Source organism: Sporofaciens musculi (assembly GCF_009830285.1).
GTDB lineage: Bacteria > Bacillota > Clostridia > Lachnospirales > Lachnospiraceae > Sporofaciens > Sporofaciens musculi.
In genome coordinates, this window is record NZ_WUQX01000003.1 from 202487 (window position 1) to 219191 (window position 16705).

Consider the following 16705-nt stretch of genomic DNA (forward strand, 5'->3'; position numbering starts at 1 on the left):
GAGCCCACTGCACCAGCACTTTATATCCTCCGCTCTTCGATTTTCTTTGTATGATTTTTCCACCATTCTTCCGCACCCAGTATCCCTCCTGTCAGAATGACTAACATCACAGCCGCCGCCGTCATCTTCTGAATATCCAGATTCACAAACCAGTTGTTGAAAAGATGCTGCAGCATATAAATACTCTCATGGGGATAGTCTCCCGCCAGCAGATACGCCTCCCGGAATACCCGGAATGCGTTTACAAACGAAAGGAGCCCCGTTACAAATGTTGTTTCTTTTAACTGCGGCAGGGTAATATACCAGAAACAGGCCCATTCTCCCGCCCCCTGTACCCTTGCCGCCTCATACTGCTCCTCTGGAATCGCGCCAAGCCCCGCGAGCCAGAGTATCATGTCATAGCCAAGATTCTTCCATATATAACAGGCAACCAGTATCCAGAACGCCGAGTCAGACGCAAGCCAGTCACGTCCAGTAATCCCGAATATTCCTACAAGCTGCCCAAGCCATCCTTTTTCATCAAATACCATCTGAAAGAAAACCACTACAGATGCCGCCGGAATCGCCATCGGAAGAAGGAACCCTGTCTTCATCCATCTCTGGAACTTTGTCACATGGCCTACTAAAACCGCTGTGCCAAGCGACAGGACCAGAAGCAGGGGAAGGCAGACCGCCATGAATCTCGCCGTATTCCCTGCTGCCAAGCGAAACGCCTCATTCTCCACCACCATCCGGTAGTTTTCCATGCCCACAAATCCGCTGCCTACTGCCTGCTGAAAAGACCTTTTGACAACATCCATAAATGGAATGAGCACGAAGCCCCCCGTCCCCAGGAGGCTTGGGAGCAGGAACAGGTATCCGTTCCTGACCTCCCTTCCTTGTCTTTCCGATCTCTTTTTATTCCGCAAGGTACGTATCCACTTTCTGTGCGATGTTTTTTGCTGCCGTTTTTGCATCAACATTTCCTCCCAGACATTCATCTGCCTCTGCCTGATAAATATTCCAGATGACACAGTCCTGTGTAGCCGGCTTCTCTAATGTGCGGCAAATGGCAATCAGGCCATCGACCTCCTCTTCTGTCGGGTAGCTTACATCCAGCACAATCTCTTCCTCGCCTTCAAACTTCCAGCTTGACATGGTCACAAGCCCTGTTGCATATTCACTTGCCAGCTCCTCCTTGAGGATTCCCATTCCGGATTCCAATACCGACAATCCGTCTCCTACTGGCTTGCCCTGTACTTCCGGCGAAAACAGATACTTCACAAATTCCTCTGCGATGTCCTTCTGCTTTGTGTCTTTATTAATTCCTATGATACCTTTCGGTATATAAAGCCCATCCAGTGTATCCGGTGAAAGACTCATCTGACGCATAAGCGTATACGGGGTCATCATATCCGTCACGCTAGCAATCTTACTGGTGGCGACGCTGTCCGGATGGTTGATAATGGCTGCGCTTCCTCCGTTGCTGAACATATCCTGCTGGAAAATCTTTGCCGCCGTTCCCATATCCATCTGGGCCGACCCGTCCTCGTCGAATATCTCCGCCCGCGCATTTGCCGCAATCTTAACTTCTATCTCCAGCAGATCTGCCAGCTTCTCCTGGTCAACCTTGCCGTCCTTATTAATAACCTCATCCTGATACATCTGAAATAAGAAATCACGGATATAATCCCTCTGCGCAATTCCAAATATGCTTGCCTGGGGATGCTCTTCCAAGTAGGATTTCAGGCTGTCAAGGGATGACAGCGCTGCCTTTGTATTTTCATCTCCGTATATAACCGGCATGCTGAATTTCACCGGCATTCCGTATATCTTTCCGTCCTTCTGCGCTGTGCTTTTCAATATGGATTCCAGGTACGTCTCCTGCGCTGTCAGCTCATCTGCCAGGTCTGTCAGGTCAGCCAGGATTCCTTTCTCAATATACGACTCTGCCGAGAGGCCGTCTAACAGAAGTACATCCGCCCCGTTTCCTCCAAGCAGCTCTGTGTTCAGGGTACGGATATCGTCCATGGTAATCCCTTCCTCTTTCCCCGAAGTCAGGAATTCTACTTTAACATCCGGATGTGCCTTCTGGAATCCGAGAAGCGCATCCTCTACCGTCGCATTTTCCGAAAGGCCGAATACCCTCAGCGTATTCTCGGGAATCGCCATTGCCTCGGCGTCATACACATAATGCATAAGGCTCCACGTTGACGCTTTTGGCTGGCTGTAGAGGACATAAAAATCATCCTCCTGCCCTTTTATGAATCCCGCTATACGGTTCAAAGAAGAGCCCATTGACGCCATCGTGCCATCCAGGATTACTTCTCCAACCTCATTGCCCAATACCATCCGCATGATACCTTCTCCGGAAATGATGTACCAGTTTTCTTCATTACCGCACATCATGATCCCTTCCTGCTGGTCAATCTTCATCGTGCCCTTCTCTGCTGCCCCGGAATCATAGACCGTAACCACGCCATCCTCCGTATTTGCTGCCATATCCCCGTTTTCCGCCGCAAAAAGCATCCTCTGCTCACTGGAACTGCCTTCTACACTGTTAAGCTCCTGCATGACCTCCATCGAAGATGCGTCGATCACTACCACTTTTGACTGGTACATGTCACTCAGCCAGTAGTTCCCTGCCCCGTCAACCTGAAGATTGGTCACCGCAGGGTATCCGTTATCGCCCTGCTGGCTAAGATAAGGAATGGACTGCTCAGCACCTGTCTGTCCGTCCTCACTTTTTGCAATATGCGTAAGCATCTCTTCGTCCGTACTTCTTGCAATCTGTGCCCCCTCTTTTGTTTCCTGTATTTCCTGCAGGCGGAGGTTCTGCCCTCCGTAAAGCTGGCCAATCCAGTCCAGCGGGGTCTGTTCCCAGTTCCCTTCCTTATATTCATAACGGAATACCTTCGTATCTTCTGCCTCTGAAAATAGAACCGGGTTTCCATCCTTTGACTTTGCCATGTTCAGGATCTTCTCCCCCTCCTGTATCGGCAGTTCCATATCATTCTCCACATAACGGCCCTTCACAGAAGTATTCTCTTTATTCTGTTCTTCCGTTTTTCCCTTGCCGCAACCGGATAATAAACCTGCTGCCAATACGGCAGATAACAAAAATGCCGCCGTACGCTTTACGTATCTTCCATGCCTTCCCATTTTCATTCACATAATCTCCCTTCATACATAATGCGCAGTTTATGAACAGCTGCACGCCAGCTTGCTGAAAGCAGGCAGGTCATAAATGCTATCTACCACTATACACATTTTTCCTCAAAAAGACTTCCAAGAACAAAACTACTTTTCCGCCCTTTGTTAAGGTGTTTTTGAGGTTTCCATCATCTCACAGCATTTTACATTCACCACCGCCCCTGACTCTGGCTCCTCCACATCTGCCTCGATTCCTCCCCTGTAGCCAAGAGGACAAAGAAGGGGTTGCACGTCAAGCTTTGTCCATACTAACCGTCCTCTCCATTCTTTAAGTTCTTCCTCTGTCTCATAGTGTTCTATCCTCACGCCGCCTGCATATCCATCCCCCACATAAGTTTCTTCTTTTCTATCTGGAACATCCTCCTTTACCTTAAGGGATTGAACCGGATAATCCAGCAAATCCTCCCTTATCTCTTCATGCTCCTTAAGAAATGCACAAGTCTTTTCAAAAAACGGATAAATCAAGAGCTCCTCCGTCTCGCCCCATTTATCTGAGTTCATTTCCACAATTCCGGACGGCGCCGCTTCTCTAAGCTCTTCCATCCGAAATTCCAGTACCTCTTCCTTATAAAGTTTGAGAAATACTTCCTTTTCCTCCTTCGTAAGCTTAAGTATCTGATTGCATACACCGTCCTTCCATGCAAAACGGTTATCCCCTACATTTTCCCACAACAGGGCGGGATATGCTTTCTCCTTATATTCCTTCGTTTCAAAAACTCTAGAAAAGGACTGAAAATCCACCTCGTCTACCGGATAGACACGGTATCGCTGTCTCCCGTCTTTCATCTCATAACAAACTGTCGCAAAGCTATACTCCCATGCCTTTCCATCAGTTTCTGCCTTCTCCTTAAGGCTCTGAATCCAGAAAAGTCCCTCTGCAAGCCCCTCCTCTGTAAATTTAAACTGCTCAAGCTTCCTCTCAGTCTCATAAGTTTCTTTTCCGGGGAAGTTTTCTTCATACTCTGCCTGGGACATATCCATCCCATTGACACAGATTCTGACAGCACTGACCTCATCCCTCTCCGGGGAAAAATCGTTAAAAGCTTTTGCACCTGCAGCAAAACCTTCTGTCATCAGAAGGACAAGTGCGCATTCTGCAGCCATCTGCCATTTTCTTCTGAAAAGTGCATTTCCCTGTCTTTGTATCAGCATCTCTGCCAGAATATGAAAAAGGAAAACCAGAAGAATTCCATATCCCATAGCCAAATTCCCAAACAATAGCGCCAGAACAACAGACACAAAAAATACAAATGCCCTCTCTGCCGCGGAAAATGCGAATACCTTTCCTACATTCTCCACCTTTCTCTTCCGCTCCAGACATACCATCAGGACGGCAAAGAGCAAAATCCAGAAAAACGCCGCCAGAACAATCTCCTTTTCCGGAACATATTCCAATGCCTCGATCTTATCATACAGAAAGGCTCCGGTAAGCTTGCGGGCAAGCTGTTCCGGCGTCAGCGCTTCTTTCATTGCCTCAAGCTCCGGAATCCGATAGAAAGTCTTAAAGAAATATTTTGCATAGGCATTTCCAATCCCCTGAAAAACCACCTGTCCCCCATAAATAAAAGAAGCAAATAAAACCAGTACCGTAACAAATCTTCCACCTGCCAGAAAAGAAACAATACTGATATGATAAAAGATAAGAAATACTAATGAAAACAGAACCGCACTTTGCAGCACATAGTAACCGGCATAAGCTACAAAATCTCTGTTTATACTGCATTCATAAAAACCGCAGACCGCCATGCTGATAAACAGAGGGAATAACACCTGCACAATCCCGTGTATATATTTACTCCAAAAAATCGTTCCTCTTTTTACCGGAAGACTATAATAAAAATCCAGCTTCACAGGCTGCTCCAGATAACAGAAGCCTGCGGCAGCGGCCAATACTCCAAGCCCCATGCTAAGATAAAGCAGACTTTCGCTTCCAATTCCGGAAAAAGTAGAATAGGAATCACTCTGCAGTGCGAAAATCGTAACTACTATATAGATAAAAAAACCGCCCCAGGAAAGAAAGGCTGTCACATGCCCTCTGCCTGCTTCCTTAATCCAGTTCCATAAATACCTTACAGATGTCATATCCTGCCTCCTTCATTGCCGTCATAAAAATTTCCTCCAGGCTCATAGGGATTTCCCCCACGAACACCGGAACCCTGCGAGTTATCCTTTCCAATATTTCCTTCTTATCCCCTTTTACCACCAGCGTTGTAAAATATCCCTCTTTCTCATACCGCAGAACTTGCAGTTCCTTTTCAAGTTCCTCCTTCATATCTTCCTGGCCTTCAAACACACACTGAAGTTTCATCACATTGCCGGAACGCTCCCTCATATCCCCTGCCTTTAGAATGCCTCCCTTATGCATAATCCCGATATTATGGCAGATATCCTCCAAATCCTTAAGCTTGTGTGCCGCGACCACAACGGTAAGCTTACGTTCTTCTATTTCCCTTCGGAACAGCTCCTTCATAGTTTCCGTCATCACCGGATCCAGCCCGTCAAATACTTCATCGAACAATAGATATTTTGTTCCTGAACAAAGGGCAAGGATCAAAAATGCCTGCCGTTTCATCCCCTTAGAGAATGTGCGCAATGGAAGCTCCATATCAAGATTTAAAAGCTTTGCCATATACGCCGCACTATCTCTCTCCAAGAATGGATAATGCCTTCTGTAAAACCGGACCATCTCTTCCAGATTTACATTAGGAAAATAGTAAGGTGTATCCGGGAGATAAAAGACAGATGACTTACACGATGGATTTTCGTATATATTTTCTCCGTCAAAAAGAATCCTTCCTGTGTCACAGCCAAGCACCCCTGCCATCATCCGAAGAAGGGTGCTCTTTCCCGCTCCGTTTGTTCCAAGAAGGCCAAACATACTCCCATCCGGAATCTCAAAAGATACCTGGTTCACTGCACATATATGCTCAAATTCTTTTGTTACATTTTCTACCTTAATCACAACTGTACCTCTTTCTCGCTTTTTCTGATACACGAACTGCTGCGCATTAAAAAGGGCCTGCCGGAAAATGATTTGTTTCCCGACGAACCCTTTTTAGTACCATCTCATATTATGTACATCCAGTCCATCCTGCCAATATATAACAGCTCGTCTGCTCAATTACCAAAATCCATAATCATTACGGAAGAAGCATGTATGGTATCGCCATCCCTCGTACCTGATACTTCTGTCTGCCTACCGCTTGCCAAATCAGCACTGCTGCCCGGTGTATCTGTATGCGTTGCCCCCATATCCGTAGATGAGCGCACCGTGAAGGTGGTCTGTTCTGTAAATACAATCTCCAACTGTTTCGCTTCCTCCGGGTCAAGCACCGCAACCTGCCCCGCATCTCCCTGGTCGTCTGTCTGAATCTCCTTTCCCGTAAAAGAGCCTTCTAAAACTTCTCCTATTTCTACTGACAGTCCGTTTATCGGTGTGCCTGTGCTTTCCGTCTCCCCGGCTATCTTCGGATTGTCGCTGTCCGGCGTCTGCCCTGCCTGTGTATCTTCCGTCTTCTTTTCCGGTTTTGAAGCTCCCTGTGTATCTGTATCCTTCGTACTGTCTTCTTTTCCGCTTCCGCATGCCACAAGCAACAACGCCAAAAAGGCTGCAACTGCCATGACACATAATCTTCGGTTTCTGTTCTTTCCTTCATTTGCCATCTCTAAAATCCTGCCTTTCTAAAATATTTGTCATATATATCCTACCAAGCCATTCTCTAAAAAAACTCTAAAACTGCTAAAATTTTTGTGAAATTATAATCCAAGGAAATTTGACATGATATTGTTGAAGTGGTATTATACTAATAAGCAGTTGAGTATGACCCCTTCTGCTATAGTTTTTATGATTATTTCTGAAATAGGAGTTTGATATAAATCAAGCTCCTATTTTTAATTTCTATATCCACACCAAAAAATAAGATTTATAAAATACAAAAACGGCCCTTCATTTTGCAAAAGAGAACGAGGTTATTGTCCGCAGTCTGCCCTAATGATAGAATCGCATTGTGATTTATATGATTCAAAGTAAGGAGTGTGAAAGATGCGTATTTTAATTGTAGAAGACGACAGAGAATTATGCAGCGCCTTAAAATTACAGCTTTCTGCCAAAAAACATACTGTTGACTGCTGCCACGCCGGAAGTGAGGCGATCTATCTTGCCATGTCCGGCGCTTACGACCTAATTCTTTTGGACCGCATGCTGCCGGAGCTCGACGGACTGGCCATCCTGAAAGCCATCCGCCAGAATCACATCACCATACCCATCATCCTGACAACTGCACTGAGTTCTGTAGACGACCGGATTGCCGGCCTGGACTGCGGGGCAGACGACTATCTGGTAAAACCCTACGCCATAGAGGAGCTCCTTGCGCGTATCCGCGCCCTCTCCAGAAGGCCCCTTGCATTTTCAGACCAGACCTGTCTATCCTTTCTGGATATCCAGTTCGATATGGAGGCCAGGATTCTGACCTGCAACGAAAAAGAGCAGCGCCTTTCCAAACAAAAGGCTCTCCTCATGGAATTCTTCTTACGCAATCCGGGAAAGACCCTGACAAGGGAACAGATCTTCCTGCGTGTCTGGGGTTCGGAAAGCGCCGTAGAAGACGGCAATCTTGATACATATATTTATTTCCTCAGAAAACACCTGCGCTCTTTAGGGAGCTGCGCAAATATTGCCACAGTACATGGCATGGGATACCGATTGGAGGACGGCAATGTTTCCTAAACTACAGAGAAAATTAGTTTTTCTTTATACCTTAAGTACCGGGCTGATCATAACTTTTATCCTGTCCATAACATTTCTTTTCTACTTTACCTCACAGGAAAACCGCCAGGAATCACTGTTCCAAAAACATCTTTTTACTCTGATGTTCCAGCTTCAGGGTAATTCCCACTTTACGGATCTGTTTCTGGCACAGATGGAGGAGAAAAACCAGCTCATCATTCATATAGAAGAAAACAACTCGCCCCTTTTCTTTCCTGGTTCATACAGACCGGATACGAGACGGGAGATTCTTCTTTCATATGCAGAAAAAGCCGCAGACAAGGAAGGCATTTTCACAGATTCCTACCCTATCTCCTCAAACATGTTGCAGACCTCCATATTTCAAATCCATGGAGACAGCCGGGATGTCTATCTTGGGAATATCCTTGTCCTCCAGACCCCTGCCGGATATAAGAAGCTCACCCTGCTGCAGGACATCTCTGACAGCAGGAAGAAATCCCTGAAAACCGGATGTTTCTATTTATTTATCGACCTGTTTGGAATCCTGCTCCTCTTTCTGAGCGGCCGCTGGTTCGTCCGCCGTTCCCTGCGCCCTCTGGAAGAAACATACCAAAAGCAGCAGGATTTTGTAGCCGCAGCCTCCCATGAGCTTCGTTCTCCGATTGCAGTCATCCAAATGACCGCAGATGCAGTCTCTTCCCATTCAGCAGAGGATACCCGTCTGCTTTCTGTTATTAAAAACGAATGCCGCAGGGGAAGCGCCCTGATTAAAAATCTTCTGCTCCTTGCTTCTGCCGAACAGAGGGAATGGGCTGTAAGAAAACGGAAATTTGAAATAGACGATCTCCTCCTAAGCCTTTTGGAGCTTTACGAACCGCTCTGCCTGTCCAAAAACGGAACCCTGCAGTTACGCCTGCCGGAGGAGCCGCTTCCGCCAGTATCAGCAGACCCCGAACTATGCCGACAGATTTTGACCATCCTGCTCGATAACGCCATCGCATATTCTCTGACGCGGCCTTCAAGAAAAATCCTTCTTAGGGCTGAACACTGCCATCCCCATACACTGGTTTTCGTCGTGGACCATGGCCCCGGAATCCCTGACGAGGAAAAAGAATTTATCTTCGACCGCTTTTATAAAAGTGATAAATCCCGAAATAAAAAAGACCATTTCGGACTTGGCCTGTCCATTGCCATTACCCTTGCAAAAATCCAGGGATTAAAGCTTGGCGTGCAGGATACAGACGGCGGCGGAAGTACTTTCTATTTGCAGATATAATCAAAAATGACAGGAGGATCAAACACATGCCATACTACAAAAAACCTACATTCTGGATAATAACCGCAGCCGCCATAATATGCCTTACCGTATTTATACTCTTTTCCAGAAACTTAAAGGAAGACAGCAGTAATCCTGCAGCTTCAGCGGATGACAAAAAGCATTCGGCTTCTTTTTCGGCTGCCATTATAGAAGCCGACGAGCATTCCTTACTGGTCGAACCTGTAGAGGGCTCTGCTGAATTATCATCCTCTGACCGCATTTCAATTCCTATAGAATATATGCCAAAATACCCCACTCCAAAGGTTGGGGATATCATCAGCATCCAGTATAACGGTGAAATTATGGAATCCTATCCCGCACAACTAGGGGAAATATATGACATCCGGTTTATAGAGACAGACAGCGGCAGGCTCCATTATCACAACAACTGGTACAATAGGGAAGGCCTGACCGCTGAAACCATAGAATGGCTAACCTGGTACAATAGCCTGACTGAAGAAGAACAGTTGGCCGTAAGCCATGTCCCGGCAGACCTGCTCGAACTGGAAGGTCTGGCTAATGGCTCAGATATGGAAGCGGAAACCAAAGATGCCGATTAGCGCCCTATTTGCTCATGTTCCAGGCCATCTCCCAGAAAGCCAGCTCGTAGCGGGAACAGGCCACAAAAATATCTTCCAGATGCCGCACCTGCTGTTCGGTATAGTGCAGGGTCAGCCGGTCTGTCATTTCCAGCAGCAGGACGTTCGCTTCGCCGTAATGGGGATTAGCGTAGCCTCTGACCCAATCGCCGTAGAATGGATGATCCTGTGCCAACGGATTGTTCTCTACAATCTTTTTGGCAATCACCTCATAGCTGTAGGCACAGGACAGGATAGCGGCCAGAATCTCCGCCTCCCCCTCTTCATAAGCCACCCGGAGCATATAGGACGTATAGGAAAGATTGTCCAGCGACCGGGGCGTTGCCTCCAGTTCCTCCCGTGAAACTGAGAACTTACCCATATAGCCCCGATGGATATCCATCTCTCCCTCGGTCAGCAGGGTCACATACCTGGAGAAAAGCTGAATGGTTTCGGGGCTTTTTGCCTTGGCAATGCCCAGGGCGAACACCTTCGTATACTCCTCCAGATAAAGGTAATCCTGAATGATGTAATACTTAAACTTCGCCTGCTCCAAAGTACCGTCCTGGATACCCTTCACAAAGGGATTCTCATTGTAAGCCGCCCAAATGTCTTTTGTTGCGGATAAAAGCCGTTCTGTTGTCTTTATGGTTGTTTTCATGACTCTGCCTCCTTTGCGTATTCACCGGTCAGATTGAAATTGTGCTGCATGGGTCCTCGGCCCTTCCCCAGGTTCAGCATGGCATTAAGCGCGCCGGAGATGTATTCTTTGGACCGCCGGATGGATGTGGGCAGGTCAAATCCCTTGGCCAGATTTGCCGCTATGGCGCTGGACAACGTACAGCCGGTTCCATGGGTATTGGAATTATCAATGTGAGTTCCGTAGAACCATGTCCCCGCGCCATCCGCATAGAGGTAGTCATTGGCGTCGTTGATGTTGTGCCCGCCCTTGAGCAGGACCGCGCATCCATAGGCGCCGCTGATCTGTCTGGCCGCGGCTTCAATATCCTCCTGGCTTTGAATGGCCATGCCAGACAGGATCTCTGCCTCCGGGATATTGGGCGTAGCCACAGCCGCCAGGGGGAGCAGGCAGGTTTTCAGTGTATCCACCGCCACTTCGGAAATCAGCCGGTCGCCGCTGGTAGCCACCATTACCGGGTCCACCACAACGTTCCCCGCCTGATAGAAGCGCAGCCGTTCTGCAATCTTCTCAATCAGTCCGCAGGAGGCCACCATACCGATCTTCGCCGCATCGGGCGGGATGTCCTCAAATACCGCGTCAATCTGCTGTCCGAGAAAATCGGGCGTCATCTCTACAATTTCTCTTACACCGGTGGTATTCTGCGCTACCAGCGCCGTAATGGCGCTCATGGCGAAAACACCGTTCATGGTCATCGTTTTCAGATCGGCCTGAATCCCGGCGCCTCCGCTAGGGTCTGTCCCAGCGATTGATAATACTGTTCTCATTGCTATCTCTCCTTTGCATTATTTTTATTAAGCGACGGAAAGTGGTGCCCCCGATCCGCCGCTTGAAGCTTTCGGATGTCAGGAAGTAAATTCCTTAAACCGGAAGGAGCTTCTGAAGTTTATCCAGCTGCGCCAAGTCTTTCAGGTATACATCGGACAGAACGCGGATTTCTTCCTGATTCTTTTCATGGCTGTCACAGACCGCCGCCACAGGGAACCCGGCTTCTTTCGCCGCTTTGATGGCATAGAGCGCGTCATCAAACACAACCGTCTCTGACTTTTCTGTTCCCAGGAAGCGAAGTGCCGCCTCAAAGATATCCGGCTCATCCTTGCCGTGTCCCACTTCATTGCAGGTGAAAATCTCGCCAAAATAAGACAGCGCTTTGCACCGCTTCAGAGCGGCCTCCACCAGATACCGGTCAGTGGCAGTGGCGATACACAGCTTGACGCCGCTTGCCCTAAACCGCTTAAGCAGCTCCTCCACCCCCGGTTTCAGCGGAACCTCAAAACAGTAATACCGCTCCAACATGGCGTTGACCCCATCCATGATCTCATCAATACCAAGCTTCACGCCATACTCGGTCTGATAGTAGCGGGCCGCCTGGCGCAGGCTCATATTCTTAAACACCTCGTTCAGATTCTCTTTCGGCTCATATCCGATAGAGCGCAGATAAGTCTCTCCGATGGTGTCCCAGATAAACATGGAGTCCAACAGCGTGCCGTCCACATCAAAAATCGCGCCGCGAATCCTCATGCCCTCACCATCCCCTCTGCCAACAGGCGAAGCTTTCGGCAGGTATCCTCAATATCCTCCGCCGAAAAAATGGCTGATACCAGGGCCACACCGTCCACACCGCTGCCGGACAGCTTAAGAAGGTTGCCCCGGTTAATGCCTCCGATGGCCACAACGGGCACGTCAACCGCATCGCAGATGGCGCGTAAGGTCTCATTCGTCATCTGATCCACATCTGTCTTCGTGCTTGTGGGGAACACCGCCCCCAGACCCAGATAGTCCGCACCGTTCCGAACAGCCCGTCGTGCTTCTTCCACCGTATGGACAGAGACACCCAGGAGCATAGCGTCCCCCACCCGGCGGCGAACCTCGCCCGCCGCCATGTCCTCCTGGCCCACATGGATACCGTCCGCCTGGCAGGCGATGGCGACGTCCACATTGTCATTCACAATGAACGGCACGCCATACCGGTGGCACAGGGCACAGATATCTTTGGCCTCCTGAAGAAACGCCGTCTCATCCATCTCTTTCTCCCGCAGCTGCACACAAGTCACACCGCCCTTCAATGCCGCCTCCACCTGCTCACAGAGCGTCTGTTCCCCTGTCCAGGCCCGGTCAGTAACGGCATAGAGCAGCATATAGCGTTTATCGCACTTCATAATTTGCTCCTTTCTCCAACCTTGCAGGAGTCAGGCGGTACATGGCGTCGATGATATAGTTCCGATAGGAAGCGTTGCCGTCCAGTTCGGTCATACGCCTGTGGGCAATCTCCCCGCACAGACCCATGGCGCACACGGCTGCGGCTGCCGCCTCAAGGGGATGCTCCGGGTTGGCGGTGACAAAGGCCGCCGTCAGGATGGAAAGCTGGCAGCCGGTCCCGGTAATAGAAGACATCTCCGGATGGCCGTTGCGGATACAGAATGCCCGCTCTTTGTCCGCCACGATATCAATGGCTCCGGTGACAGCAATAACCGCCCCGGTGCGCCGGGCCAGTTCCCTGGCAAAGGATACCGCCCCGTCCAGATTGTCTTCTGTCACCCTGTCCGCCACGTCGGCATCCACCCCTTTGGTGGTGCCGCTGCCGTAAGCCAGCGTCTTCATCTCCGAGATGTTGCCCCGGATTACCGTAAGCTTTAGCTCCTCAAGCAGCCGAAGTGCCGTATCCGTCCGCAGCGCGGAGGCCCCAGCTCCCACCGGATCCAGCACCACAGGATGCCTCAGCTCGTTGGCACGCTTCCCGGCAGCAAGCATAACCGGGATGGTGCGCTGATTCAGTGTGCCGATGTTGATAGCCAGCCCTTTGCAGATGCCGGTGATTTCCACGGCATCCTCCGGGTCATCTGCCATAATGGGTGAGCCGCCGCAGGCCAGCAGCATATTGGCACAGTCGTTGACGGTGACATAGTTGGTGATACAATGAACCAGGGGTGACTTCCCCCGTACATTTTCAAAAATCTGTTCAAACATAGTATGATACTCCTTTGTAAAATGAGAAAAAACATCCCTGCATGGCGGCGCTTTCCCGGTTGATGGCAGGCCGATATTGTCTGCCTGGCTGCTAAAACTCAACAAAAAACAGGAGACATCTGCATAGCATGCCCCCTGAAAAAGTACCGATCTCCACGACTTCCTCCGGCGGCATTATCCGCATCAGGTTCAAGGGTCGAAGGTCTACCTTCCTCTCAGCCTGTCACACAAGCTCCCCTGTTTATTTTGTTATAGGAATTATATCATTCCATTTATTGCTTTGCAAGTGACTGTCTTAAGAAAAATGAATTTTATGTGAAGCCTATCTGCCTATCTTAAGCGACAGCTTCATGAAATAGACAAGCCCAAAAGAAGGGCTAAAAGCCCTTCTTTTCACCATAATATTTTCAATTCAATTCTCTTCAAATTCTCATTTGATTCCACAAAAGTACTACTGTCCGCAACATTGTTAACTTGTTTACTAGTTACAGATAAACCTCCTTCCTATTTTTTATGTTTTCCCTCCTTTTCTCTATAATCTCACAATGCAATATAAAACTTTCCTGTCTCCTAAAAACAAAAAAACTTCACCAAAAAGCAAAGTTATTTCTGTTCCAAACTACATCCAGCATAAGCTGTCTGCCAAAATTAAAATATTGCATCTATCTAAAGTATAACATGCAAAGCCTCTGATCCGTATGGATTCCTCATACCATACCGGACTATTCTGTACCACTTTGACTCCATAAAGAAAAGGCTGGATACATTTTGCATAAATATATACTTTCTTCTCTTAAATTCTCTTTTCATCACCCGTTTATTTCCTGCTTATAAAATATTCTGCAGCTTATTCTATACATTGTGTAAATCCAGATCGCCGCAATCAAGGGAGACGCACATAAAATTGTAAAAATAAGCTGATCCGTGATTTTCACACCGAGCATCATTAATATTTCATACACCATAAAACATATTCCCAAAGGAACAGCAAATGAAATCAGTAAAAGCATACGCCCCTTTTCCGCACCATACTTAAAGACCAATGGAATAGACATACTTCCGAAAATAACCGAGACGATGAGTCCGACAAATCCCATAAAAAGCATTGTTACTATCCCTTCCATACTTAACGCCATCTTATGCATAGCCACTCCCCCTGCCACACCAAAAATGGTTCCTACGCAAATACCAGCAATACAGAAAATAATAAGAACAATAAATTTGGCCTTAACTATATCTTTTTTACATATCGGCATAACCAAAGCATATTTAGACCATTTACAATGATCATCAAACGTAAACGTTGTTACAATCATCATGCTGCATAACACTCCTGATGAAATAATATAGCTTTCCACCCCCGAAACCATAATCAAACCAATAGCAAACACCAGTAAGATTAACAGCATCGACTTTGCATTATGACCAATATTATATAAATCTTTTAAAATGAGACTCTTCATTTGACTGCTCCCCCTTTACATACATCAAAAGCATATCTTCTATCGATATTGTATCTACCATAGCATTTTTATATTTTCTTTTTGCCTTTTCCTTATCCCCAACAAGTATGTTCCATCTGGTCCCATCCTTCCGGCACGCTAAGATATCTGCTTTATCAACTTTCTCAAACAAGCCTGACTCACATCGAATTACCCCGTAACCATTGTACAGGTCACTTTTCCTCTTAGAGAAGATAACCCTCCCACGATGAATGAATGTAATATAATCTGCCACTTTTTCCAGATCTGTAGTAATATGCGACGACATCAAGATGGAACGCCCCTCTTCTTTGACAAATCCTGCAAATATCTCAAGAATATCATCCCGCATAACCGGGTCAAGTCCGCTCGTTGCCTCATCCAGAATTAACAACTTCGGCCGATGCGACAATGCAGCAGCAATACTCAATTTCATTTTCATCCCTTTGGACAAGGTTTTAATTTCTTTTATCTGTGGAATACTGAAACGCTCCAGGAGATTCTGATATGTAGGGTTATCCCATTGCTTATATGCTGCAGCACAAATTTTTCCAACTTTTTCTGGTGTCAGTGTCTCGTAAAAATTAATCCCATCAAATACAACGCCTATATTTTCTTTGATCTGTATTGTCGAATCAAGTTCCTTCCCCCAGAATCTTACTGTTCCCTTATCTTTTTTTATAAGACCCAGAATGGCGTTGATTGTTGTGCTTTTTCCGGCTCCGTTTTCTCCTATTAATCCCATAATGGAACCTTTAGGAATTGAAAAGGAAACCTGATCCAGTTTAAAATCCCCATATTTCTTTGTCAAATCCTTAATCTGCAATATTTCATCCATGATCTGTCCTCCGTATCCAGAAACGACTGGACTTTTCCTTATCTTTCATATAATGATAGGAATCCATATCTGGCTTACATAATCCTTATCCTTTGGATTCCCTTCACCATACCATTCCACCGCCGGACATTCCCCATATTGGAATGAATGTCTGGGCAGCCATTCCCCTTTTAAATATTTCCATCCATTTTGTATTGCATGCGGTACCTCACCCCTGCACTCTATAATCGCCCAAGTATGTCCTGATAATTTATATTCAGAAACATTCCGTAATTCATGCCTTATGGATGGACGGACTTCACCCAGCGAAATGCCTCCTTTGAAATCACTTTCCAGCTGCTGTGACAATACAATCATAACTGAATGCTGCCATTCATTTTTATTATCAGAGACCCCTGCCGGCCAGATCTCTTCTTTTGTCTGAATATTCCAGGAATACTGCTGTTTTCGTATCTTCTCCATTTGGGGATAAATCTGCAACCTTGTTTCATGCTTCCTTGCCTCTCTCGGTGAAACGCCATGAAACCTGCGGAACGCCTTAGTAAAAGAGGTAGGTGATTCATATCCGTATCTATTGCTTACTTCTGCAATCCTAATGCAGCTGCCTTTTAAATCATATCCGGCAAATGTAAGCTTACGCAGCCGGATATATTCGGACAGGCTGATTCCGTTTATATAAGAGAATACCTTTTGGAAAAAAGCATAAGAACAACCGGCAATCTCTTCAATTTCCTTTTCATCTATAGCCCGCTCTCCATAATCCAGGCTACTCTCAATACAACTGATTATTCTCTGTAACTTTTCATCCCACTCCATATCATCTCTCTTTCTTTGCCTTACATCTCCCTTTGCTATGCCTGTGCCTTGCCGGCACTGGTTTTAAGCCCCAGAAACGCAATATAAGT

At 47.1% G+C, this 16705-nt stretch carries 16 protein-coding genes and 1 riboswitch; of the genes, 3 read left to right on the forward strand and 13 right to left on the reverse strand.

Annotated elements, in window-relative coordinates; genetic code table 11:
* Positions 1-20: 20 nt before the first annotated feature.
* The 5 genes from GN277_RS28830 to GN277_RS28850 all read right to left on the reverse strand — a co-directional run bounded on the left by GN277_RS28830 (position 21) and on the right by GN277_RS28850 (position 6855).
* Entirely contained in the window at positions 21-956 is a 936-nt protein-coding gene (locus GN277_RS28830) for a carbohydrate ABC transporter permease (protein ID WP_016220689.1), read from the reverse strand.
* Positions 898-3147, reverse strand: coding sequence for an ABC transporter substrate-binding protein (locus GN277_RS28835; RefSeq protein ID WP_159757845.1), 2250 nt, complete (start codon positions 3145-3147; stop codon positions 898-900). Before GN277_RS28835 ends, GN277_RS28830 begins: the two co-directional genes overlap by 59 nt.
* A gap of 150 nt (positions 3148-3297) precedes the next feature.
* Complete coding sequence (locus GN277_RS28840; RefSeq protein ID WP_159757848.1) at positions 3298-5274, reverse strand: DUF6449 domain-containing protein; 1977 nt, start codon at positions 5272-5274, stop codon at positions 3298-3300.
* Positions 5240-6154 carry an ABC transporter ATP-binding protein gene (locus tag GN277_RS28845; RefSeq protein WP_159757851.1) on the reverse strand — a complete coding sequence of 305 codons (915 nt, stop codon included), beginning with the start codon at positions 6152-6154 and terminating at the stop codon, positions 5240-5242. The genes GN277_RS28840 and GN277_RS28845 overlap by 35 nt, the downstream gene beginning before the upstream one ends.
* A gap of 155 nt (positions 6155-6309) precedes the next feature.
* Positions 6310-6855, reverse strand: a complete 546-nt coding sequence (locus GN277_RS28850) for a hypothetical protein (protein WP_159757854.1) — start codon at positions 6853-6855, stop codon at positions 6310-6312.
* A 379-nt stretch (positions 6856-7234) separates the two neighbouring features.
* On the opposite strand from GN277_RS28850, the gene GN277_RS28855 reads away from it, so the two are divergent.
* From GN277_RS28855 to GN277_RS28865, 3 genes are read left to right on the forward strand one after another with little or no spacing between them, the layout of a single operon-like run.
* Complete coding sequence (locus GN277_RS28855; protein ID WP_159757857.1) at positions 7235-7918, forward strand: response regulator transcription factor; 684 nt, start codon at positions 7235-7237, stop codon at positions 7916-7918.
* Entirely contained in the window at positions 7908-9194 is a 1287-nt protein-coding gene (locus tag GN277_RS28860) for a sensor histidine kinase (RefSeq protein ID WP_159757860.1), read from the forward strand. The genes GN277_RS28855 and GN277_RS28860 overlap by 11 nt, the downstream gene beginning before the upstream one ends.
* A gap of 26 nt (positions 9195-9220) precedes the next feature.
* Positions 9221-9796, forward strand: a complete 576-nt coding sequence (locus GN277_RS28865; RefSeq protein WP_159757863.1) for a hypothetical protein — start codon at positions 9221-9223, stop codon at positions 9794-9796.
* A 4-nt stretch (positions 9797-9800) separates the two neighbouring features.
* On the opposite strand, the gene tenA is transcribed toward GN277_RS28865, so the two are convergent.
* The 8 genes from tenA to GN277_RS28905 all read right to left on the reverse strand — a co-directional run bounded on the left by tenA (position 9801) and on the right by GN277_RS28905 (position 16616).
* Positions 9801-10475: a thiaminase II gene (tenA, locus tag GN277_RS28870; protein WP_322101305.1), complete on the reverse strand. Its 675-nt coding sequence runs from the start codon at positions 10473-10475 to the stop codon at positions 9801-9803.
* Complete coding sequence (gene thiD, locus GN277_RS28875; RefSeq protein ID WP_159757866.1) at positions 10472-11281, reverse strand: bifunctional hydroxymethylpyrimidine kinase/phosphomethylpyrimidine kinase; 810 nt, start codon at positions 11279-11281, stop codon at positions 10472-10474. Before thiD ends, tenA begins: the two co-directional genes overlap by 4 nt.
* A 94-nt stretch (positions 11282-11375) precedes the next feature.
* Positions 11376-12035: an HAD family hydrolase gene (locus GN277_RS28880; RefSeq protein WP_016220697.1), complete on the reverse strand. Its 660-nt coding sequence runs from the start codon at positions 12033-12035 to the stop codon at positions 11376-11378.
* A complete protein-coding gene (gene thiE, locus GN277_RS28885) occupies positions 12032-12673 on the reverse strand; it encodes a thiamine phosphate synthase (RefSeq protein ID WP_159757869.1) in 642 nt (213 codons plus the stop codon). The genes GN277_RS28880 and thiE overlap by 4 nt, the downstream gene beginning before the upstream one ends.
* Positions 12660-13481: a hydroxyethylthiazole kinase gene (thiM, locus tag GN277_RS28890; protein ID WP_159757872.1), complete on the reverse strand. Its 822-nt coding sequence runs from the start codon at positions 13479-13481 to the stop codon at positions 12660-12662. The genes thiE and thiM overlap by 14 nt, the downstream gene beginning before the upstream one ends.
* A gap of 143 nt (positions 13482-13624) precedes the next feature.
* A riboswitch (TPP riboswitch) is annotated at positions 13625-13730 on the reverse strand.
* A gap of 560 nt (positions 13731-14290) precedes the next feature.
* Complete coding sequence (locus GN277_RS28895) at positions 14291-14944, reverse strand: ABC-2 transporter permease (RefSeq protein ID WP_159757875.1); 654 nt, start codon at positions 14942-14944, stop codon at positions 14291-14293.
* A complete protein-coding gene (locus GN277_RS28900; RefSeq protein WP_159757878.1) occupies positions 14913-15800 on the reverse strand; it encodes an ABC transporter ATP-binding protein in 888 nt (295 codons plus the stop codon). The genes GN277_RS28895 and GN277_RS28900 overlap by 32 nt, the downstream gene beginning before the upstream one ends.
* Positions 15801-15845: 45 nt before the next feature.
* On the reverse strand, positions 15846-16616 hold the full coding sequence (locus tag GN277_RS28905; protein ID WP_016220702.1) for an AraC family transcriptional regulator: 771 nt from the start codon (positions 16614-16616) through the stop codon (positions 15846-15848).
* Positions 16617-16705: the final 89 nt, after the last annotated feature.